The organism is Bergeyella cardium, from assembly GCF_009914665.1.
GTDB lineage: Bacteria > Bacteroidota > Bacteroidia > Flavobacteriales > Weeksellaceae > Bergeyella_A > Bergeyella_A cardium.
The window spans coordinates 1,247,993-1,268,106 of sequence record NZ_CP029149.1 but is presented as its reverse complement, the minus strand read 5'-3'; the positions used below and the strand labels follow the sequence as shown (position 1 = coordinate 1,268,106).

The 20,114-nt window shown below is 32.2% G+C and carries 27 protein-coding genes; all 27 read left to right on the top strand.

Annotation, left to right across the window (positions count from 1 at the left end):
• The first annotated feature begins 3 nt into the window (after positions 1–3).
• The 27 genes from DBX24_RS05865 to DBX24_RS09395 all read left to right on the top strand — a co-directional run bounded on the left by DBX24_RS05865 (position 4) and on the right by DBX24_RS09395 (position 20,111).
• The gene (locus DBX24_RS05865; protein ID WP_260392791.1) at positions 4–1,002 is read left to right on the top strand and encodes an RHS repeat domain-containing protein; all 999 of its coding nucleotides are present in this window, start codon (positions 4–6) and stop codon (positions 1,000–1,002) included.
• Positions 999–1,382, top strand: coding sequence for a hypothetical protein (locus DBX24_RS05860; protein WP_160224265.1), 384 nt, complete (start codon positions 999–1,001; stop codon positions 1,380–1,382). The genes DBX24_RS05865 and DBX24_RS05860 overlap by 4 nt, the downstream gene beginning before the upstream one ends.
• Positions 1,383–1,508: 126 nt before the next feature.
• Positions 1,509–1,574: an RHS repeat-associated core domain-containing protein gene (locus tag DBX24_RS09535; RefSeq protein ID WP_260392847.1), complete on the top strand. Its 66-nt coding sequence runs from the start codon at positions 1,509–1,511 to the stop codon at positions 1,572–1,574.
• A gap of 236 nt (positions 1,575–1,810) precedes the next feature.
• Positions 1,811–2,203 carry a hypothetical protein gene (locus tag DBX24_RS05850; protein WP_160224264.1) on the top strand — a complete coding sequence of 131 codons (393 nt, stop codon included), beginning with the start codon at positions 1,811–1,813 and terminating at the stop codon, positions 2,201–2,203.
• A 44-nt stretch (positions 2,204–2,247) separates the two neighbouring features.
• Positions 2,248–3,402: an RHS repeat domain-containing protein gene (locus DBX24_RS09410; RefSeq protein WP_160224263.1), complete on the top strand. Its 1,155-nt coding sequence runs from the start codon at positions 2,248–2,250 to the stop codon at positions 3,400–3,402.
• Between the two features lie 4 nt (positions 3,403–3,406).
• The gene (locus DBX24_RS05840; RefSeq protein WP_160224262.1) at positions 3,407–3,832 is read left to right on the top strand and encodes a hypothetical protein; all 426 of its coding nucleotides are present in this window, start codon (positions 3,407–3,409) and stop codon (positions 3,830–3,832) included.
• Positions 3,833–3,948: 116 nt separating this feature from the next.
• The gene (locus DBX24_RS05835; RefSeq protein ID WP_160224261.1) at positions 3,949–4,506 is read left to right on the top strand and encodes a hypothetical protein; all 558 of its coding nucleotides are present in this window, start codon (positions 3,949–3,951) and stop codon (positions 4,504–4,506) included.
• Between the two features lie 301 nt (positions 4,507–4,807).
• Entirely contained in the window at positions 4,808–5,698 is an 891-nt protein-coding gene (locus DBX24_RS05830) for an RHS repeat domain-containing protein (protein WP_374210792.1), read from the top strand.
• Positions 5,699–5,715: 17 nt separating this feature from the next.
• Complete coding sequence (locus DBX24_RS05825) at positions 5,716–6,096, top strand: hypothetical protein (RefSeq protein ID WP_160224259.1); 381 nt, start codon at positions 5,716–5,718, stop codon at positions 6,094–6,096.
• A 126-nt stretch (positions 6,097–6,222) separates the two neighbouring features.
• On the top strand, positions 6,223–7,041 hold the full coding sequence (locus tag DBX24_RS05820) for an RHS repeat-associated core domain-containing protein (protein WP_160224711.1): 819 nt from the start codon (positions 6,223–6,225) through the stop codon (positions 7,039–7,041).
• Positions 7,038–7,595, top strand: a complete 558-nt coding sequence (locus DBX24_RS05815) for a hypothetical protein (protein ID WP_160224258.1) — start codon at positions 7,038–7,040, stop codon at positions 7,593–7,595. The genes DBX24_RS05820 and DBX24_RS05815 overlap by 4 nt, the downstream gene beginning before the upstream one ends.
• Positions 7,596–7,735: 140 nt before the next feature.
• A complete protein-coding gene (locus tag DBX24_RS09405) occupies positions 7,736–9,529 on the top strand; it encodes an RHS repeat domain-containing protein (protein WP_160224257.1) in 1,794 nt (597 codons plus the stop codon).
• Positions 9,530–9,568: 39 nt separating this feature from the next.
• Positions 9,569–10,174 (top strand): hypothetical protein, encoded by a 606-nt coding sequence (locus DBX24_RS05805; RefSeq protein WP_160224256.1) that lies wholly within the window; start codon positions 9,569–9,571, stop codon positions 10,172–10,174.
• The gene (locus tag DBX24_RS05800; RefSeq protein ID WP_160224255.1) at positions 10,168–11,388 is read left to right on the top strand and encodes an RHS repeat domain-containing protein; all 1,221 of its coding nucleotides are present in this window, start codon (positions 10,168–10,170) and stop codon (positions 11,386–11,388) included. The genes DBX24_RS05805 and DBX24_RS05800 overlap by 7 nt, the downstream gene beginning before the upstream one ends.
• Positions 11,389–11,405: 17 nt before the next feature.
• Positions 11,406–11,840 (top strand): hypothetical protein, encoded by a 435-nt coding sequence (locus DBX24_RS05795; RefSeq protein ID WP_160224254.1) that lies wholly within the window; start codon positions 11,406–11,408, stop codon positions 11,838–11,840.
• A 135-nt stretch (positions 11,841–11,975) separates the two neighbouring features.
• Positions 11,976–12,857 carry an RHS repeat domain-containing protein gene (locus tag DBX24_RS05790; protein ID WP_374210791.1) on the top strand — a complete coding sequence of 294 codons (882 nt, stop codon included), beginning with the start codon at positions 11,976–11,978 and terminating at the stop codon, positions 12,855–12,857.
• A 7-nt stretch (positions 12,858–12,864) separates the two neighbouring features.
• A complete protein-coding gene (locus DBX24_RS05785) occupies positions 12,865–13,209 on the top strand; it encodes a hypothetical protein (protein WP_120489545.1) in 345 nt (114 codons plus the stop codon).
• 263 nt (positions 13,210–13,472) lie between these two features.
• Positions 13,473–14,333: an RHS repeat domain-containing protein gene (locus tag DBX24_RS05780; protein ID WP_374210790.1), complete on the top strand. Its 861-nt coding sequence runs from the start codon at positions 13,473–13,475 to the stop codon at positions 14,331–14,333.
• Position 14,334: 1 nt separating this feature from the next.
• Positions 14,335–14,571 (top strand): hypothetical protein, encoded by a 237-nt coding sequence (locus DBX24_RS05775; RefSeq protein WP_160224253.1) that lies wholly within the window; start codon positions 14,335–14,337, stop codon positions 14,569–14,571.
• 35 nt (positions 14,572–14,606) lie between these two features.
• A complete protein-coding gene (locus tag DBX24_RS05770; protein ID WP_160224252.1) occupies positions 14,607–14,759 on the top strand; it encodes a hypothetical protein in 153 nt (50 codons plus the stop codon).
• Positions 14,760–14,762: 3 nt separating this feature from the next.
• Positions 14,763–15,239: a hypothetical protein gene (locus DBX24_RS05765; protein WP_160224251.1), complete on the top strand. Its 477-nt coding sequence runs from the start codon at positions 14,763–14,765 to the stop codon at positions 15,237–15,239.
• Between the two features lie 121 nt (positions 15,240–15,360).
• Positions 15,361–16,233 (top strand): RHS repeat domain-containing protein, encoded by an 873-nt coding sequence (locus DBX24_RS05760; protein ID WP_374210825.1) that lies wholly within the window; start codon positions 15,361–15,363, stop codon positions 16,231–16,233.
• A gap of 11 nt (positions 16,234–16,244) precedes the next feature.
• Entirely contained in the window at positions 16,245–16,721 is a 477-nt protein-coding gene (locus DBX24_RS05755; RefSeq protein ID WP_160224250.1) for a hypothetical protein, read from the top strand.
• Positions 16,722–16,818: 97 nt separating this feature from the next.
• On the top strand, positions 16,819–17,280 hold the full coding sequence (locus DBX24_RS09340) for a hypothetical protein (RefSeq protein ID WP_221411187.1): 462 nt from the start codon (positions 16,819–16,821) through the stop codon (positions 17,278–17,280).
• A 177-nt stretch (positions 17,281–17,457) separates the two neighbouring features.
• Positions 17,458–18,555: an RHS repeat domain-containing protein gene (locus DBX24_RS09400; RefSeq protein ID WP_260392788.1), complete on the top strand. Its 1,098-nt coding sequence runs from the start codon at positions 17,458–17,460 to the stop codon at positions 18,553–18,555.
• 24 nt (positions 18,556–18,579) lie between these two features.
• The gene (locus tag DBX24_RS05740) at positions 18,580–18,924 is read left to right on the top strand and encodes a hypothetical protein (RefSeq protein ID WP_160224248.1); all 345 of its coding nucleotides are present in this window, start codon (positions 18,580–18,582) and stop codon (positions 18,922–18,924) included.
• A gap of 260 nt (positions 18,925–19,184) precedes the next feature.
• Positions 19,185–20,111, top strand: a complete 927-nt coding sequence (locus tag DBX24_RS09395; protein ID WP_374210789.1) for an RHS repeat-associated core domain-containing protein — start codon at positions 19,185–19,187, stop codon at positions 20,109–20,111.
• Positions 20,112–20,114: the final 3 nt, after the last annotated feature.

The window sequence follows — 20,114 nt, the reverse complement described above, 5'->3', positions numbered from 1 at the left end:
TTCTTGGGAAGTTCTTCGTATATTACAGACCGAGAGGGAAGGATAACCCAGCATACAGAGTATATTGCTTTCGGGGAGGTATTGTTTGAAGAACACAGCACAAGCAAGACCATGCCGTATCTGTTTAATGGAAAGGAGCTGGACAGTGAGACCAATCTGACTTATTTCGGTGCTCGTTATCTAGATATGAAGACCAGCCTTTGGCTGAATACTGACCCGCTCAGTGGTTATAATCCTATACAAGAAACTGAACACTATATAGACGGTCAGCATAATAATGGGGTGTTTAATCCAATGAACCATAATACCTATGGATATACTTACAATAATCCTATAATATACATAGACCCAAATGGGAAGCAAACATTATCTCCAGATGTATATAATGTTGCTTTTATATATTATGTTTCAGGAGGTACAGGTCATACCACTGTAGGATATTATGGTAAATATGATAAAAATAAAGGTGTCTTATATGTTCCTTTATCAGGGAATGAGACAAAACCACAAAGAAGAAGGGGGTCAGATGGTGTATGGTATGAAGGTAATGACGAAGCAAAAATTATAAAGGCTTATTTAGATAGTGGAGATAAAGTTAAACGATATCATTATAAACTTAAGGATAAAATTTTAAAAAATTTAGCTGAAACCCTTGAAGCAGAAGCTAGAAACCCAGGAAGTGTATGTGAGGGGGTATATTGTACTCTTCAAGCTAAAGATGCAATAAGACAAGCTGTTGAAGGTGTAGAAGGAGTTAATGTTAAAAAAGCAGTAGATAAAATTATTCCTTATTCAATACCTAGTGATTTATCAAATGATGAAATATTAGAAACAGGCAGTATAAAATATGATGTATTTGAAAAAGATAAAAGCAATGGAAAATATTATAAAACTACACATACATGGGATCCTAGGGATGTGGGAAAAAATAAATTAGAGAGGTGGTTAGGAAAAGATGGTTGGTCATCAAAAAAAGTAGAAATAAAATTTGAAGATAAATGATAAAAATGATGGAAACACTAAAAATGATACTAAAACTAGCATTGAAAATAATAAAAGTTTTCTTGTTGCTAATATTTATTTTGATAGGAGGAATAATGATTTATTTCCAGATAAAAGTGGAAACCTATAAAAACCAATTAATAGAACTTTATGATTTTGATTATTTGAAAAGAGAGAGAAAAAGATATCATCCTTTTGTGGTATTTTATTTATACAGCAAGTTATATGGTAAAAATAAAGAATATTTTAGGAGTACTCGTTATCCATATGAGCTGTATGATATAAAACATAACATTACATCAGATAGGGATTATATACTATCTAATATAGAATATAATGCGTATCTGATGTATTGCTATGATTTTAAAAAACCTAAGTAATAGGAGTAGTGTGGTAATGTTCCAGATGTGTTGTTTTAATTATAAATAATATATAACTATCTGATAAACAAAGTTAACATGTAGAGAAGAAGATCTTTAAAGCCGTATCTATTCAATGGAAAGGAGCTGGATACAGAGACGGGATTATACTACTACAGTGCTCGTTATTACGACCCCAAAGAAGGATATTAAAGAATTAAAATCTTTAATTAATATTTTATCAAAAAATGATAGAAGATTAGGATTCAAAAACTTAAAAAAACTTGAGAATACAGTAGAGAAATATGGCGGTAAAGTACGGTATGATATGCTTCCAATAAAAGGGAAAAGAGGTCCTCATGTTCAAATTGAAGGATTTGGAACATCTGTTAAATCTAAACATATTCAGCTAAGTAAAGAAGCTATAAATAAAATAAACAACTAATATTATGTTTCAAAAAAATATCACCCTCATTAAAACTATTTTACAATTTTACTCTGTTAGTCAAATAACTGACATAAAAGTAATTGATAATAAAATATTTGGAAGAGCTATTTGGGAAGATATACCAAATAACTTTGATTATCAAGATTTCGTACTGCAAAATCTTCTTTCTGATAAAGAAGCAAGCGATATTATAGAAATGCTAGATTTTATTTATAATAATAATATGTTTGATCATGATAAAATTCTTGCTGAGGATAAAATTATTAGTAAATATTTTCAAACAAAATGGGATACTAATAGAATAAGGAATACTATTGAAAACTTATATAATATAGAAATTGATATGATTGATGAAAATGGCGATTTAAATGATGCTTTTTATCTTCATCAATAGAGTATTAAAAATGATATAAGTACCTTTAAAATCAATCCATACTAATGGTAGACACTATCCAAAACCAAGAACCACCAGAAGGATGGCCTCGACCTCCTAAATTCAACCCTCCTGGCGATGTACTTGGACCGCCTATACAATTCGGCGAACCTATAAAACCTGAAACTGCACAAGGCGGCTTTGGCTTCATCCCTAATGGTATCCGTGAAAAAAACATCTTCTTCTACCACCCCGACCACCTCGGTAGCTCCTCCTACATCACTGGGCAAGACGGAAAGGTTAGTCAGCACACAGAATACATAGCTTTTGGTGAGATACTGTTTGACGAGCATAATACAGAGCACACTATGCCGTACCTTTTCAACGGCAAAGAACTAGACAGCGAAACAGGATTATACTACTATGGAGCGAGATACTACGACCCTAAGACAAGTATATTCTTGAATGTAGACCCGCTGGCAGAGAAAACCATGACACCATATGCATATACGAATAATAACCCGATAAATCTGATAGACCCTACAGGGATGAAGCCAGAAGACGATTACATTGATGCAACAACTGGAAAATTGTTAGGAAGTGATGGTGCAAAAACAAATAATATAAGAGTAATATATAGAAGTGACTGGAACGACATAAAAGAACAATATAAGGGAACAACCTCTGAACAAGCAACAAGTGAATTACAAAGTAGAAGTTCCATAGTAACTATTAATTCCACACAAATTAATTCCGATATTAATAATGCAAATAATGAAACTATTGCCGACCAAACAAAAGAAAGACAAGTTTTTATTGGCTTAAGTGTGACTAGAAATGATATACCTCTTGGAGAAATAACATCAGTAAGAGGACCTGATGGAATAGATGGGATAACAAATGTTGGTATTGTAACAAGAGGAAACCGAATGGTTTTTGAGGGAACAAGTATAATACCTGCTGCACAAGTTCATACCCATAATTTAAGTCAAGATACAAGAAAAATAAATATACCAGGTACATCTTTAAAGGATAAAAAAACCTCGAACAGTTTTAATATCCCTATTTTTGCTGTGGACTCCTACACAGGAAATACTCCTAATGGTAATGCTATACATAGAGTTTTACCTGATGGTACCCAAACAAATAATATAGGAACAACAAATAAACATAATATAGGACAAGAAGCTTTAAAACATTTTATTAATAAACAAAAATAAGTATATGAGAATAAAACATTTTATAGTACTAATATGCTTAGTATTTTTATATAATTGTAATACCCAAAAATATAGTAGTGATATTATTTATTTTTTACCTACTTCTGTTAGTGAAATAATAGAGAGAGAATTACAAAACCCCAATTATAAAAACCCTTATATGGTTTTATATAAAGAGAGTGACGATTATATTATATATGTATGTAGGGGAAAACACCCTATCTTCGTACAATATAGTAATCGCTCTGTATTTATCAATAATGATTTAATCCCATTATATTTCGCTTCAGATGAGTATTTTGCCTATGCTCAAAAAGGGAAAGATGTATTAAAAAATATGAAAAACGGAAAAGAACTTATAAAAAGGATTTATATAAAAGAAAATACTTTTTCAATAAAATTTGACCTTTCTGGAAAAATAAAAAATTAGTAATTAAAGTAATACCTAAATATACCCCCCCCTCCTAAAAATTTTTAGGAGGAGGTTTTTAAATTTACTAAAAAAGTAATACATTCGTAGAGATAACAAATAAAAAAATCAAAATTATGGCAAAATCAGTAAATAACATTATCACGCATGGCTTAACGGGTAAAATTGGCGATTTATTAGTATTCAGGCAGGTAGATGGCAAAACGGTAGTCTCCAAAGTGCCAAGAAAAACTACCACAGTAACAGAAAAGCAAAAACAACAAAGAGCAAAATTTCAAGAAGCCGTAATTTATTCTAAAGCCGTAATGCAAGACCCTCTTCAAAAAGAAGAATACGCAAAAGAAGCCAAAGAAAAAGGCATTCAGACTAACGCCGTAGCGATAGCAGATTTTCTGAAAGCCCCAAGAATAGAGGAAATCAACCTATCCGAATACACAGGAAAAAAGAACGATATCATCAAAATAAAAGCCTTTGACGATTTCAAAGTAAAAGCTGTAACGGTAAAAATAGAAAATGCCGACGGCACACTTGTAGAAGAAGGAAACGCCGTAGAGAGTGGACTTTACTGGATATACACCGCCAAACAAAACAATGCAGATTTAAGCGGAGATAAAATCACCGTAAGAGCTACCGATATTCCTGACAATTTGACAGAAAAAGAGGAAACTTTATAAAAGCTAAAATCGGAAGTTTACCGAACCTTCACCGAAGGATCACCGAAGGGACACCGAAGGAAGAAAGTGGAATGTAAATTATCAAATCCTTAAAAAGAGTAGCGGTTCTTTAAGAAAATCATAAAAAGCAGGGTATGGCTTCGTTCCGAATGGAATAAGAGAAAAGAATTTGTATTTTTACCACCCAGACCATCTGGGGTCAAGCAGTTACATTACCGACCGAGAGGGAAGAATAACCCAGCATACGGAGTATATAGCGTTTGGAGAGGTGCTCTTTGAGGAACACAGCACAAGCAAGACCATGCCGTATCTGTTTAATGGGAAGGAGTTAGACCAAGAAACCAATCTGACTTATTTTGGTGCGAGATATCTGGATATGAAAACCAGCCTTTGGCTGAATACTGACCCACTCAGTGGTTATAATCCTATACAAGAAACTGAACACTACATAGACGGTCAGCATAATAATGGGGTATTTAATCCAATGAACCATAATACCTATGGATATACTTACAATAATCCTATAATATACATAGACCCTAATGGAAAGCAAACATTATCTCCAGATGTATATAATGTTGCTTTTATATATTATGTTTCAGGAGGTACAGGTCATACCACTGTAGGATATTATGGTAAATATGATAAAAATAAAGGTGTCTTATATGTTCCTTTATCAGGGAATGAGACAGTGCCACAAATAAGAAGAGGGTCAGATGGTGTACAGTATAAAGGTAATAACGAAGCAAAAATTATAAAGGCTTATTTAGATAGTGGAGATAAAGTTAAACGATATCATTATAAACTTAAGGATAAAATTCTAAAAAATTTAGCTGAAACCCTTGAAGCAGAAGCTAGAAACCCAGGAAGTGTATGTGAGGGGCTATATTGTACTCTTCAAGCTAAAGACGCAATAAGACAAGCTGTTGAAGGTGTAGAAGGAGTTAATGTTAAAAAAGCAGTAGATAAAATTATTCCTTATTCAATACCTAGTGACTTATCAAATGATGAAATATTAGAAACAGGCAGTATAAAATATGATGTATTTGAAAAAGATAAAAGCAATGGAAAATATTATAAAACTACACATACATGGGATCCTAGGGATGTGGGAAAAAATAAATTAGAGAGGTGGTTCGGAAAAGATGGTTGGTCATCAAAAAAAGTAGAAATAAAATTTGAAGATAAATAATAAAAATGTTAAAAAAGATGAAAACACTAAAAACGATACTAAAAATAGCATTGAAAATAATAAAAGTTTTCTTGTTGCTAATATTTATTTTGATAGGAGGAATAATGATTTATTTCCAGATAAAAGTGGAAACCTATAAAAACCAATTAATAGAACTTTATGACTTTGATTATTTGAAAAGAGAGAGAAAAAGATATCATCCTTTTGTAGTATTTTATTTATACAGCAAGTTATATGGTAAAAATAAAGAATATTTTAGGAGTAACCATTATCCATATGACTTGTATGATATAAAACATAATATTATTAGAAAGGATAATGAATCATATTATGTATTGTCTAATATAGAATATAATGCATATCTGATGTATTGTTATGATTTTAAAAGACCTGAATAAAAGGAGTAGTGTGGTAATGTTCCAGATGTGTTGTTTTAATTATAAATAATATATAACTATCTGATAAACAAAGTTAACATGTAGAGAAGAAGATCTTTAAAGCCGTATCTATTCAATGGAAAGGAGCTGGATACAGAGACGGGGCTTTACTACTATGGAGCAAGATACTATGACCCTAAAGTAAGTATATTTGTAAATGTAGACCCGCTGGCAGAGAAGTATCCGCATACATCGCCTTATACATATGTAAACAACAATCCAATAATGTTAGTAGACCCTGATGGAAGAGATATAATAGGTGTTACAAGAAAAGATGCTCAAAACTTTCAACAAGATATTTATAGAGTATTAAAGGATAAGAAGTTTGAAGGAGTAAGAGCTTTAATAAGTATTAAAGGAAGTAAATTTAATAAAATAGATGTCTCAGCACTTACCAAAGCATTAGAAAATATATCCGTTAATACAGATGAAAAAGCTTATATTGATATGGTGGCTAACACAATAAATTCAAAAGAAATACATAAAGTGGAATATTTAAGTGGAGATTTTACATCAGCTGAAGGAGCTACTGCTTTTAGAGATCATATGAATAAAGCTCAAGAAGGGATAGGAGATATGTTACTAACTCCTGATGGTAATTTTAGTTCAACATTTATTGATAGCCAAGGAGGTGGATTAAATGTGCCTACAAAAGATGGTTCTCATTCATTCATTAGTGCTATTCATAAAGATGATGATAGAGCTATTACATCGGGACACGAATTATTTGGACACGGAATACCATCTGCAAAGAAAATGAATGATAAAACAAATAATTCTAATGCTATTAGAACAGATAATTTAATTAGAAGATTATTAGGAAAGCCTGAGCGAGATGGCAGTGATCACGCGGGATATAATCAAGGACATATTACAGAACCAAACGAATTACCTATGACCAAATGAGAACAAAAGTATATATATGTATAATACTATTTTACTCTTTTATAGAGCATAATGCCCAAACAATTTGGGAGAAAAAGATAGACTCATTAGCCTTAATAAGTAGAGATAAAGCAGATAAAGTATTAAAACAATTTGATGAATTTAATACTTCTAAAATTTTATATTCATTAGAAGACAAGTACTACTATTTGATAATACAAGACATACCCTATAATAAGGAATATTATATTGAGTTAGATGATATGGGGAATATAAAAAAAGTTCACCCTATGATATTAATTAATATTAAAAATAGAAAACAGCAGAAACAATATTCTAAATTACTATCAGAAGCAGGAAATATATTTGACTCAAATAAATATCATAAAGGTTTTATAACAAAAATATCTGATGCAAAACTGATATTAGGAATACCCTCATATTTTGTATTTAAAGATAGGGATGATAAAAGATATGGAGAGTATCGATTACCATCTATTACATTACCATTGCCAATAAATTCAAGTCTTTGGGCATATCTAATTAGGAGATTATCAGATGAAATCAAACAATAAGGGAATTCACAATAAAACTAAAAAATAATTAGAAAACCGTAAACGAGAGGATGCCGAACCTTCACCGAAGGATCTCCGAAGGAACACCGAAGGAAGAATATCTGTCAAAAAGACAGAAACAGAATAAAAATCACTAAAAAATGCTAAACAGCACCACCCAAAAACAAGAACGCAGTGCATTGCGTGAGAGATGGCAGCGGATACCCCACAGCCGTAGTTGTGGGGTTTTAGCATGGCTCACGGCGAGGAGTAATAGTGTACAGCCCGACCCGATGAAGCAGGAACAGCCTTGGCGAGGGGCACGCCCAAATAAAAGAAGCTACAACAACCCTTCCCACCCTCACGCCCCAAGTGAAATCATGGAGATGGGCAAACCTAAACCCCGCTCCTACTCCTACGATGGAAATGGTAACCCTACTTACTACGACGAGTTTAAGTCCTTCCGATCTATGACTTGGGATGAGGAAAACAGACTACTCGGGATTAATGATAATGGGCGACTGCACTTCTACACCTACGACCACAAAGGAGAACGAGCTCTGAAAAGCAGCGGCGAGTCCAGCAAAGTCGTTATCAATGGGCAAACCTCAGCTATCATCAATCATACCGATAACTACACCGCATACATCAGCCCCTACTTTGTGGTGAATAAAGGGCGGTTTACCAAACATTATTTCGAGGGAACCAGCAGAATTGTCTCAAAACTTGGTGAAGGCACCTTTACCCAACCTGCACAAATCAATGCTGGGGGTATCAACTTCATTCGCCAGTCGGCTCTTATGCAGCAGGCACGCGATAAATACATCCAAAGCCTTGGCATACCCCCTGGTCCGCCTACCCAGCACGGAATCTACGCCACTCCCGAATATACTGGACAGCCCTACCCTTCCATCGATTGGAAAGAGATCTCCCAAAACCAAGAACCACCAGAAGGATGGCCAAGACCTCCTAAATTCAACCCTCCTGGCGATGTACCCGGCCCTCCTGTACAGTTCGGCGAACCTATCTCCCCAGATGCCGCACAAGGTGGCTTTGGCTTCATCCCTAATGGCATCCGTGAAAAAAACATCTTCTTCTACCACCCCGACCACTTAGGAAGTAGCTCTTACATTACTGGTAATGATGGAAAAGTCTCCCAACACACAGAATACATAGCCTTTGGAGAAATCCTCTTTGATGAACATTCTAGCGAGCACACTATGCCATACCTCTTTAATGGCAAAGAACTAGACAGCGAAACTGGACTATACTACTACGGCGCAAGGTACTATGACCCTAAAGTAAGTATATTTGTAAATGTGGATCCATTAGTAGAAAAAACTATGCAACCTTATGCCTATGCCAATAACAACCCTGTGAGGTTTATTGACCCTACAGGGATGGAGGGAAAGGAACCTCCTATTAAGGGAATTGATTTTTTTAGTGATAATACAGGGAATTATTTTTGGAATCTATCAAAAAATCAGTATGAACACTATCAAAAAGGGAAAGATGGACGAACATATTTTAAAGGTTTCTATACGCCAACAGAAAAGAAAGGACCTGTTGGAAATTATTCTATAATACATAATAAAAAAGAATTAGCCATTAGAGATTATGTAGAAGAAACATTCTACACTGATACTTTTAAAGAAGAAATTTCCCATCCTATAACTTTAGAATATAGTAGTAGAGATATCAAAAAATCCGAAGTCTTTGTAAGAGACAAAAATACTAAAGATAAAATCACACTTATAGAATCCATAAATCAACCAAGAACAATGACAGATCATATATCTGGTATATCAATCAAAGTTAATAAATATGTAGAAACTCGTGGATATAATACTCTTCCAAGACAGAAAGCTATGCCCTCTCCGACTAGTAATGCAATGGAAAATATAGCCGTAGATATTCTTTCTACATTCATAGAAAAAACAATAAAGAAGAAATAGATCATGAAACAATATATAACTTACATATTACTACTAATTATGATAATTTCTTGTAATAAGAAAATTACAAACCAAAACTACAATGAATCTCTTTTATATTTTCAAAATAAAAATAAAAAACTCGTATCCCATTTCCCCATAAAGAAAAATTTATTAAGTAAATATTCAGTATCTGTAGATACCAGTGCATATTTTAACACTGAAAGTTTAAATATAACCATTACTAATGCCAAAGAGGAAATAGAGCGTATAAAAAAAGAAAATAAGTATAATTTATATAAAATTACAGACCCTTGTATAGTAGCTGTTAATGATTTTATAAAAGAAGATAATTTTCCTTTTATAGATGATGACCCACAAAATAATAATTATCACACTACATATTCCGAAAATTGTAGGAATAAAAACTACAAAATAATTCCTAATTTCTGGGGTGCTATCTATGGTAAAGATAGTAAAATAAAAAACAACCTTAGTTCTAATTTTAAATATATTATTCTTGATTCTAATACAGAAACTATTTACTCTGATAAAATAAGACAAGATATATCCTACATGCCTGCATTTATAAATCACGGCTATTCAAAAGGAGTAGCTTTTAATGAAGATGAAAATATTATTATCTATTGGGTGGTTTTATGGTAATAAATTGGCAAGAGATAAACCAAAATCAAACCCCTCCGGAAGGTTGGCCTCGACCTCCTAAGTTCAACCCTCCTGGAGATGTCCCTGGCCCTCCTATACAGTTCGGCGAACCTATCTCCCCAGATACCGCACAAGGTGGCTTTGGCTTTATTCCCAACGGCATCCGTGAAAAAAACATCTTCTTCTATCATCCTGACCATTTAGGAAGTAGTAGCTATATTACAGGACAGGACGGAAAGGTTAGCCAACACACAGAATACATTGCCTTCGGAGAAATCCTCTTTGACGAGCACAACACTGAACACACTATGCCGTACCTTTTCAACGGCAAAGAACTAGACCAAGAAACCAACCTAACCTATTTTGGGGCAAGGTATCTGGATATGAAAACTAGCCTGTGGCTAAATACTGACCCGCTCAGTGGCTATAATCCTACCTTTGAACACGAACACTATATAGACGGTCAGCATAATGGAGGTATCTACAACCCAATGAATATGGCAACATATTCCTACACTTACCAAAATCCGATAAAATATATAGACCCAAATGGAAAGCAACTTGAAGCACCTAATATAATAGGAATACAAGCTCATGAAACATTTGCTAACTATATGAGAGGTATCAGTGGTAATTCGGGTAATTGGGTTGCGGAAAGTTATATGTTTGATAATTTTAGACCAGATTTATTATATTATGGTGGAAAAAATAATATATCAGGAATGGGAGCAGTATGGGAGTTAAAACCTTTTTCACAACAATTACCATTAGCAACTTCAATGAATAGTATTTTACAAGTAAACCATTATGTTGGAGAGTTAAACGCAAGAAGAGAGGGAGGATTAATATGGGCTGCAGGAACCACAGCAGAGGGAACCCCAAAACCTTTTGAAGGAAATTTGGCACTATCAAATGGAAAATATAATTTTAAATATTATATTCCTGATCCAAAGACAAGAATTATATATTATAATCAATCGTTAAATAAAGAACCACAAAAAACACCTATAAATATACCAGTTCCTATGCCAAATGGAATTAGAATGCCTAATATAAATAGTAATGTAGTAAAAGCTGGTGCAGCAGTTGGAGTTGGTGCTATTCTATTAAAAGGGTTAGAAATATTTATTAATAGGCTATCTCCTCCTATATTTACAATTACTCCCTTTATGATGCCACAAACAGCCGAACAACAAACAATAGAAACTTTATGAGATGATTAAAAAATATTATGAAAAAGATAAACAATAAAGGCTTCATATTTATCAGCAATGATAAGGAAGCTGACACGACAATTAAAGTAAATTATAAAGGTTTTGTGTTTTTTGATGTCTATGGATTGGAGAATGACAAGATCTATAAAATAGTAGATGATTTAGTATATCAGTTTGATCTAAGAGCAGGGAAAGAACATTTTTTTGAAGAAGAATCCTTTGTAGTGTTAATAGAAGGAGGAAAAGAAATCATACAACAAGAATTTGAAGGTAGAATGTTCTATTTTTTAGAATGTAGCCTACTGTTTCCTCCACAAGCATTAACATATGATTGTTATTTTTGTTGGGAAAAATTAGATAGTGGCGAATTACAAGCCTATTGGACATCAGACTTTCCTGAAGAAGAACTAAAACAATATGTAGAAAAATCAACAAAAAGAAAAAAAAGGTAATATCCCAGATATGTTATTTTAATTATAAATTAAGATACAGAGAAAAAGTTCTTTAAAAAAAGAAGAATAACCCAGCACACGGAATACATAGCGTTTGGAGAGGTGTTGTTTGAGGAACACAGCACGAGCAAGACCATGCCGTATTTGTTTAATGGGAAGGAGCTGGACAGTGAGACCAATCTTACCTATTTCGGAGCTCGCTACTTAGATATGAAAACAAGCCTCTGGCTAAACACTGACCCACTCAGTGGTTATAATCCTATACAAGAGACTGAGCACTATATAGACGGACAGCATAATAATGGGGTGTTTAATCCAATGAACCATAATACCTATGGATATACTTACAATAATCCTATAATATACATAGATCCTAATGGGAAGCAAAATTATTTTGCAATCAAACAAAAAGCAGAAAAACTAATCACTCATTCTTCTGCTGCTGGATTAGGAGCTTCTCATGCCGTTGCATCTGCATTTTCTCTGGGACTAGGAGATCTATTTAATTTAACTGAACCACCCAAAGGGATGACCAAAGAATATTTAATTTCATATTATGCTGGTAGAGCAATTGCAGATATAGCAATGATTTTAAAAGGTGGAGAAATAGCCTCTACAGGTGGTAGTGTAGCGCTGGCAACAGGAGCAGAAACAGCAGGTGTAGGTGTTATTGTCGGTGGTGGAACTGCAGCATATGGAGGGGGTGTAGCACTTACAGGATCTGTAGATTTAGCTCAATCAATAGTTGAGCTGGGCAATTTAGGAATAGATTTATATGAAGCTAACTCCCAAAAAGGAGGAGGTATTGGTTCTAAGAAATCAAAATCAGGTGATAAAATGGGGACTAACACACAAGCTAATAAACAAATAGATGATGTTGCTAGAAAATATAAAATAAATAGAAAAGAATTTGGTAAATATATAGAAAAATTAAAAAAGAATGAAGGAAGAGGAGGCGCAGATAATTATAGTTGGAGAGAATTAGAAGATATAGCGAAGAAATATAGCGAAAAATAATTTTACTATGGATATACAAAGAGAAAATGGTATTGATGAGATAAATTGTGTTTTTAGAATGTTAAATATCGATTTCGACCAGTTTATTGAGATACAACATTTTATTGTGAGTTTAGACTTAGACTTTGAGATTAATGAAGAGTATAGAAACATTATTATAGATATTAATCGGAAAGAAGATGTTTACACAATTATTAAATTATGTAAAAAATTTAATATTAAAAAAGGAAATATATATTGTTCTATTATATCATCTTATGATCATGGAGGTTTTAGACTGCCTTCATATATTATATATTTAATAAAAGAAATGAAAGAAATAGAATTAGACTTTTCGTTTGTAGTATGTTAAGGTAATATGGTAATGTCCCAGATGAGTTATTTTAATTATTGAAAATTCACAATAAAACCATAAAATAATTAAAAAGCCATAAACGAGAGGACACCGAACCTTCACCGAAGGATCTCCGAAGGAACACCGAAGGGAGAGAGTAGAATGTAAATTATCAAATCCATAAAAAGAGAAGCAGATCTTTAAGAAAAATATAAACCCAGCATACGGAGTATATAGCGTTTGGAGAGGTGCTCTTTGAGGAACACAGCACGAGCAAGACCATGCCATACCTTTTCAATGGCAAAGAACTAGACCAAGAAACCAACCTCACCTATTTTGGGGCAAGGTATCTGGATATGAAAACCAGCCTTTGGCTCAATACTGACCCGCTCAGCGGTTATAACCCAATCCAGGAAACAGAGCATTATATTGATGGACAACATAATGGAGGTATCTACAACCCAATGAATATGGCAACATATTCCTATACTTACCAGAATCCGATAAAATATATAGACCCAAATGGGAAGCAGGTAGAATGGAAAAAGGCATGGGAAAGTGTTAAACAAGGAGTAAAAAATTTTGTATCAAATCCCCTAGTTCTGGATGCATTAACAGATGGGGGATATAGTAGAGGATTAAGAGAAATAGAATATGCAAAAACCAATCCTTCTACAATGGAATGGGCGGCATTCCAAGCAGGAGAAAATGCAAGAGAAATAAAATCTGAATTCCTAGGTGGTTATGGTGTTGGGGGAATAATGAAAAATAATAATGCAGAAAGAGTTAAGTTATATAGAGGTGTTAATAATACAAGTCCTGCATATACTGCTGCTAAAAAAGGGAATGTTTCTCCAAGAGGAGGCAATGCTTCTGCATTGGAACATAATTTAGGAAATACAGAAAGTATATTTACTTCTTGGACAACAGATATAGAAGTTGCTACAAACTTTGCATTAAGACCAAGTGGAAAAGGAGTTATTTTAACGGCAGATATTTTAAAAAGTAAATTAGTTAAAAGTCCTAATAAGAAAAAAACTAATTTAATGCAATCACCAGGAAAAGTAATAAGTGAAGCAGAAATTTTAGTGAAAGGAAACATAACTAATGCTAATGTTAAAGAAATAAAAATAGATAAATAAAATGAACTTTCCTAAAATAAAAGAATCAGAGTATGCAATTTTAATAGCAGATAGTAATACAGGTATCATATTAGATGTTGATTTTAATATATACATAGATGATAATCAAGCAATTTATAGAATTTTTTCAAGTATTGATGAAGTAAAAGAATTTATAGAAGAAATTCTTAAAGAAAAAGAAAATATAGAAATTATTGTGTATGATAATAATAAGAATGTAGTAATGTTTCAAAAGTAAAAGGAATGTAATGTTCCAGAAGTGTTGTTTTTATTATGAATAAGATACAGAGAAAAAAATATAAAAATGAGGCAGTCATCACCCACATGGACGACTATACCGCCTATGTGAATCCTTATTTCGTGGTGCAGAAAGGAGAAGCAAAGATAAAAACTATTGAATGGAAAGTAAGTAAAGAAAAAGAATAAAAAATGAAAAAGATACTCCTATTATTAATATGTATGTCTTGTTTTGAATCAAATCAATTTGAAAGTAATATTTACACAAATATAAGACAATTACAAAAATATATAGATTTACCTGTTCCTATCCAAAATGCTAAATATGAAATATCTATTAAGAAGCTCCGAGATGGAGCACAAGATTGTAATGAAATTACTGAGATATATGCAATATTAGAGTTTTCAGAACAGGATTATATAAAAATAATTGAATTAGCTAATGAAAAATATAATTTTCCTTTAGTTGTGAATAAAGATTACTGTAGAGATTGGTATCCTAATTATATTAAAGAATATTTTATAGAAGACAGTAAAGAGTTATATAAAATAGCTTCTTCTTATGAAGGACATAAATTTTTAAAAGAAAATATTATAGGAAATGTAATATATTTTCCTACCCAAAACAATACTATTTGTTATATTATTTCTATTTGTAGTAACCAGTAACAAAGAATCCCCATTCTCTCAAAAAAATTGCTGGGATGGAAAAAATCATTACCTAAAAAGTAAGAATAGAAGTGGTAATGATCCAGAAGTGCTGTTTTTATTATGAATAAGATATAACTATCTGATAAACATAATAAATATAAAACAGAGAAAAAGATCTTTAAAGCCGTACCTTTTCAATGGCAAAGAATTAGATCAAGAAACAGGGCTTTACTACTACGGCGCAAGGTATTTGGATAGTAAAACCTCCTTATGGCTCAATGTAGATCCATTAGCAGAAAAATATCCTAATATCTCTCCTTATGCCTATGTAGCTAATAATCCTATAAAATACATAGACCCTGATGGGAGAAGAATTATTGTCCCTCAACAAGCAGATAGAACTAAAGTAATATCATATTTAAATAGAATTTACGGAAAGGATAATTTCTCATTTAATGAAAAAGGGATACTTGAATTTGTAGGTAATACAAAAGATATGAATAGAAAGCAAATTAAATCATTAAAACTTATGAAAAAGGCTATTGATATAGATTATGATATAAATATAAAACTAAGTAATTTTACAAATGATGAAAATCAATTAATTGAAAAAAAATCAAATGCTGTTGCAACAGAGGGAGGCGCCATTTCACTAATATATACGAATGAAAATCATAAGATAGTAAAAGCCTCTATTCTAATGGATCCTCAAAATCTTACAGATATTCCTCTATATAATGAAACATATATATATCAAGATACAAATGGAAACCTTGTAACTGGTGCCCAAAGTTGCCCAGATGGCACTAAGTGTGGTAAAGCTCACGAAGTGATATTTCAAAATAAGAAAGTTATGACTGCACCTAAAAGTGCTGAAGCAACACTGATTCATGAAATTGCTCATACTATTTATGAGGGAAGAAATCAAAAAAATGTTATTAAAGAAGAAAATACTGTAAGAGAGATTCTCAATATTCCTCAAAGATCATCTTCAGACCCTGAACATAATTAAACCTAATATTTATGACTAAACAAATTATTGCTTCTATAATTCTATTATACTCTTTTTTTTGTTATGCACAAACAGATTATAGATATTTATATATCAACCAAATAAACAATATCATCCCTCAGGATAACAATATTCAAGTCTTTTGTTGTACTGAAGAAAGTGAGCAAGTTGAACCTAACTTATTCAAAGTAGATAATAGATGCCTAAACATCAATATAAAAATCCAAAATGAAAAGCTTAAAATCAACTTGGAACAGATTATCTCTGATGAAAAATTCATCAATATATCTATATTTTTTAGACCTAAAGCTAAGCCTAATAATAAAATAATTTTTACTAAAAGAGGAGATTTTATAAATATTCAAAAAAAATGTAGAGATAAGAATTTATGCCACTTGATAACCATTGAATTCCCTAAAATTGTCATTGTGGATAAAAAATATGAAACAACTATAAATCCTATTTTCTCAAAATATATATTCGATTGATTTTATAAAAAAAATCAAAAACAACAACCTCTCTATAAACATACAGCACTAGAATTTAAAGAGCATTAAGATATTATAAATCAAATAAAAACTAACTATGTACAAAATATTATTTACAGCTGTAGTTTTATCAATATTAAGCTGTACAAGCCATAAAAAAGAAATATTAATAGATAGACAAGAAATATTATATGACTCTACAAAAATCAGTGATAAGACATTCAAAATAACCGTAATCACTACTCTGAAATACAAAAATAATATTAATTTAACTTCCAAAGATTTAGATGGTTTCTATATGTTGGTAGATAATGATACATTAGATTTAAAAATGGAGAGTATTCAACAATTTAAAGATAGTTCTTTAATAAAAGCAGAATATATAACCTTATTAAAACATAGAGAAAAAGAATATAATAATATACCTTTCGTTAATCGTGTTGAGAATTGGCAAATAAAAAATAGAAATACTAACATAATTCTAAGAAAATCTTCTAATTATAAAATCATTTCTTTGATAGCATTATGGGAAAATAATAATCCTAATGAAATACAATAATAAATATTTTCTAACTTCTTTCCCAAGACCAGCATTCTTTAAAATACTAAGAATCTACAATACCCCCTGCCATTATGTCACAAAAACAAGAAATTTTATAAAGCAAGAGGTAAGAGGAAGGTAAGAGCGATGTAAGACCTACATAGGAGAAACTCCCTAAAAGAATCAACTGCCATTATGACAGAAACCACTATAAAGAAATACATACCGTTCGGCGAACCTATAAAACCTGAAACCGCACAAGGTGGCTTTGGCTTCATCCCTAATGGAATTAGAGAAAAAAACATCTTCTTCTACCACCCTGACCACCTCGGTAGTAGTAGTTATATCACAGGGCAAGACGGCAAAGTCTCCCAACATACAGAATACATAGCCTTCGGAGAAATCCTCTTTGATGAGCACAACACCGAGCACACTATGCCATACCTCTTTAATGGCAAAGAACTAGACAGCGAAACAGAATTGTATTACTATGGAGCGAGATACTACGATCCGAGAGTGAGCATTTTCTTGAATGTGGATCCGCTGGCAGAGAAGACTATGACACCGTACGCATATACGAATAATAACCCGATAATGTTGGTGGACCCTGATGGAAGAAGTGGAGAAGACCCACCTAATTTAAGTGGAGTTACAAATGTAAAAAATGTACTACAAGGTAAAAAATGGATACCTTATATGTCAAAAACCATTGAAGAAAGATCTTGGAGTTTTTCTTGGAGCCAAGGACCATATAGACAAACTACATGTAGAACAGGAGAATGTGCTGATTATAGCAGATTACAGGTAAAGCAAGGTGGTGATTATACAGCAGTAGGAGCAAAAAATAGAATAGATATGTATATTAAAAAAGGAGGAGATAAATCAAAACTTGATTTACAAAAAGGAATTAATACTATTATCAATAATCTGAAAAAAGGAAGAGCTGTGATGGCAGGAGTAATGTATAATCCTGATAAAGAAACAGGTAATCCTAATAGTGCTACTAATCACTATGTTACCATTGTAGGAATGGGTAAAGATGATAAGGGAACTTACTTTTCATATTATGATAATTATACTGGTGAAGGACATACAGAACAAACTAAACAAAGTGTAGGCACGGATATAAAATTAAATAGATTTAGGTTGCATAAAACAAAAACTGGCACATATTATTTTTCTGATGGTGCAGATGGAAATATTCCTTATAATCAAAATAAGAATGTACAATTAGGAAATGACAAAGGTTTACCTGCAAGATATGTTTTAACAGAAGTAAGAGATAATAAATAGAACATGAAAAATTATGTGTTACTAATGGTGATTATTTCCCTGATAATTGGATGTAATAAGAAGCACAAAGAAGATATTGTTGGTTTATATGAAGTTGATAAAGTACCATGGGAGTTATCAAATAAGGAAATATATTATTACTTAGAATTACGAGAGGATGATGTTTATAAACTCAAAAAATTAAATGGAGATTCATTAAAAGGACATTGGTATATTCATTCTGAAGAAAAAGACTCAATAATTATTAAATTTGAGTTTGATAATAATTATATAGTAGGAAAATTAAAGGGTTCTACACTATTATTTAAAGAACCTGATGTTTTTGACCGTAACTTTTCAAATTGGTTATACATAAAAACAAATAAATAATATTCCAGATGTGTTGTTTTGATTATTGAAAATTCACAATAAAACCATAAAATAATTAAAAAGCCATAAACGAGAGGACACCGAACCTTCACCGAAGGATTACCGAAGGATTACCGAAGGGACACCGAAGGAAGAAAGCAGATGGCAAATTATCAAATCCTCAAAAGAATAGCAGTTCTTTAAGAAAAATGTAAACCCAGCATACGGAGTATATAGCGTTTGGAGAGGTGCTCTTTGAGGAACACAGCACGAGCAAGACCATGCCATACCTTTTCAATGGCAAAGAGTTAGACAGCGAAACAGGACTATACTACTACGGTGCAAGGTACTATGATCCAAAAGTAAGTATATTTGTAAATGTAGATCCATTAGTAGAGAAAACTATGCAACCTTATGCCTATGCCAATAACAATCCCGTAATGCTTATTGACCCTACGGGAATGGAGGGAGAGGAACCTCCCAAGTGGAATTATTATAATATTTTACAAGGAGGAAAACTAAGATTCATAAAAAAAACATCTCCTGATTCTTGGAATTTAAATACCTTTTTTGGAACAGTAAGTTTACCTAATCCTACTGCTATAAATTTTTATATCCTTTCTGTAGGGTTTGATGAAATGGTATTTACATCTCATAAACAAATGGCAATATATGCAAATGCTATTAATTGGAATTATTTCAATGAAACTCATCACTTACAATTTAATGAAACTTCCTATTATAACGGAAAAACTTATAAAATAGGAAAAACTCCTCCTACTTTAAATGAAATAAGAAATAATATAGCTGCTCTACAAGAATTAAGTTGTAATTGTGGTGCTGTTTTAGCTGGATTTACTAGTGCATCTATTGCGAGTAGATCATCAAATTTACCAATTTCTAATAGACTTAGAATACAAAAACAATTATCAGAACATACTTTAGGAGGCTCAAGAATTGGAAATAATAGTTATTTAAATTCACTAGATGATGCTACAGTAGTATTAAATGCAGCTAATAAGGGAAAAGCTAAAATATTATCAACTAATTTCTCTCAAAACAGAGTATATATTGAGTATAAAGGTGTTACTGGATATTACAATAATAATGGAGTGGATATTCCCACTAATAAATTTATGATTAAAAGAGGAGGTAACAATGGTTCTACAGTTGTACTAATTCATCCAAAATCAACCAAATTTAAATAGAAA

Excerpts from the sequence above, each read along its gene's own strand:
- DBX24_RS05860 (WP_160224265.1), top strand. The coding sequence starts at position 999 with ATGATAAAAATGATGGAAACACTAAAAATGATACTAAAACTAGCATTG.
- DBX24_RS05850 (WP_160224264.1), top strand. The coding sequence starts at position 1,811 with ATGTTTCAAAAAAATATCACCCTCATTAAAACTATTTTACAATTTTAC.
- DBX24_RS09410 (WP_160224263.1), top strand. The coding sequence starts at position 2,248 with ATGGTAGACACTATCCAAAACCAAGAACCACCAGAAGGATGGCCTCGA.
- DBX24_RS05840 (WP_160224262.1), top strand. The coding sequence starts at position 3,407 with ATGAGAATAAAACATTTTATAGTACTAATATGCTTAGTATTTTTATAT.
- DBX24_RS05835 (WP_160224261.1), top strand. The coding sequence starts at position 3,949 with ATGGCAAAATCAGTAAATAACATTATCACGCATGGCTTAACGGGTAAA.
- DBX24_RS05830 (WP_374210792.1), top strand. The coding sequence starts at position 4,808 with ATGCCGTATCTGTTTAATGGGAAGGAGTTAGACCAAGAAACCAATCTG.
- DBX24_RS05825 (WP_160224259.1), top strand. The coding sequence starts at position 5,716 with ATGAAAACACTAAAAACGATACTAAAAATAGCATTGAAAATAATAAAA.
- DBX24_RS05815 (WP_160224258.1), top strand. The coding sequence starts at position 7,038 with ATGAGAACAAAAGTATATATATGTATAATACTATTTTACTCTTTTATA.
- DBX24_RS09405 (WP_160224257.1), top strand. The coding sequence starts at position 7,736 with ATGCTAAACAGCACCACCCAAAAACAAGAACGCAGTGCATTGCGTGAG.
- DBX24_RS05805 (WP_160224256.1), top strand. The coding sequence starts at position 9,569 with ATGATAATTTCTTGTAATAAGAAAATTACAAACCAAAACTACAATGAA.
- DBX24_RS05800 (WP_160224255.1), top strand. The coding sequence starts at position 10,168 with ATGGTAATAAATTGGCAAGAGATAAACCAAAATCAAACCCCTCCGGAA.
- DBX24_RS05795 (WP_160224254.1), top strand. The coding sequence starts at position 11,406 with ATGAAAAAGATAAACAATAAAGGCTTCATATTTATCAGCAATGATAAG.
- DBX24_RS05790 (WP_374210791.1), top strand. The coding sequence starts at position 11,976 with ATGCCGTATTTGTTTAATGGGAAGGAGCTGGACAGTGAGACCAATCTT.
- DBX24_RS05785 (WP_120489545.1), top strand. The coding sequence starts at position 12,865 with ATGGATATACAAAGAGAAAATGGTATTGATGAGATAAATTGTGTTTTT.
- DBX24_RS05780 (WP_374210790.1), top strand. The coding sequence starts at position 13,473 with ATGCCATACCTTTTCAATGGCAAAGAACTAGACCAAGAAACCAACCTC.
- DBX24_RS05775 (WP_160224253.1), top strand. The coding sequence starts at position 14,335 with ATGAACTTTCCTAAAATAAAAGAATCAGAGTATGCAATTTTAATAGCA.
- DBX24_RS05770 (WP_160224252.1), top strand. The coding sequence starts at position 14,607 with ATGAATAAGATACAGAGAAAAAAATATAAAAATGAGGCAGTCATCACC.
- DBX24_RS05765 (WP_160224251.1), top strand. The coding sequence starts at position 14,763 with ATGAAAAAGATACTCCTATTATTAATATGTATGTCTTGTTTTGAATCA.
- DBX24_RS05755 (WP_160224250.1), top strand. The coding sequence starts at position 16,245 with ATGACTAAACAAATTATTGCTTCTATAATTCTATTATACTCTTTTTTT.
- DBX24_RS09340 (WP_221411187.1), top strand. The coding sequence starts at position 16,819 with ATGTACAAAATATTATTTACAGCTGTAGTTTTATCAATATTAAGCTGT.
- DBX24_RS09400 (WP_260392788.1), top strand. The coding sequence starts at position 17,458 with ATGACAGAAACCACTATAAAGAAATACATACCGTTCGGCGAACCTATA.
- DBX24_RS05740 (WP_160224248.1), top strand. The coding sequence starts at position 18,580 with ATGGTGATTATTTCCCTGATAATTGGATGTAATAAGAAGCACAAAGAA.
- DBX24_RS09395 (WP_374210789.1), top strand. The coding sequence starts at position 19,185 with ATGCCATACCTTTTCAATGGCAAAGAGTTAGACAGCGAAACAGGACTA.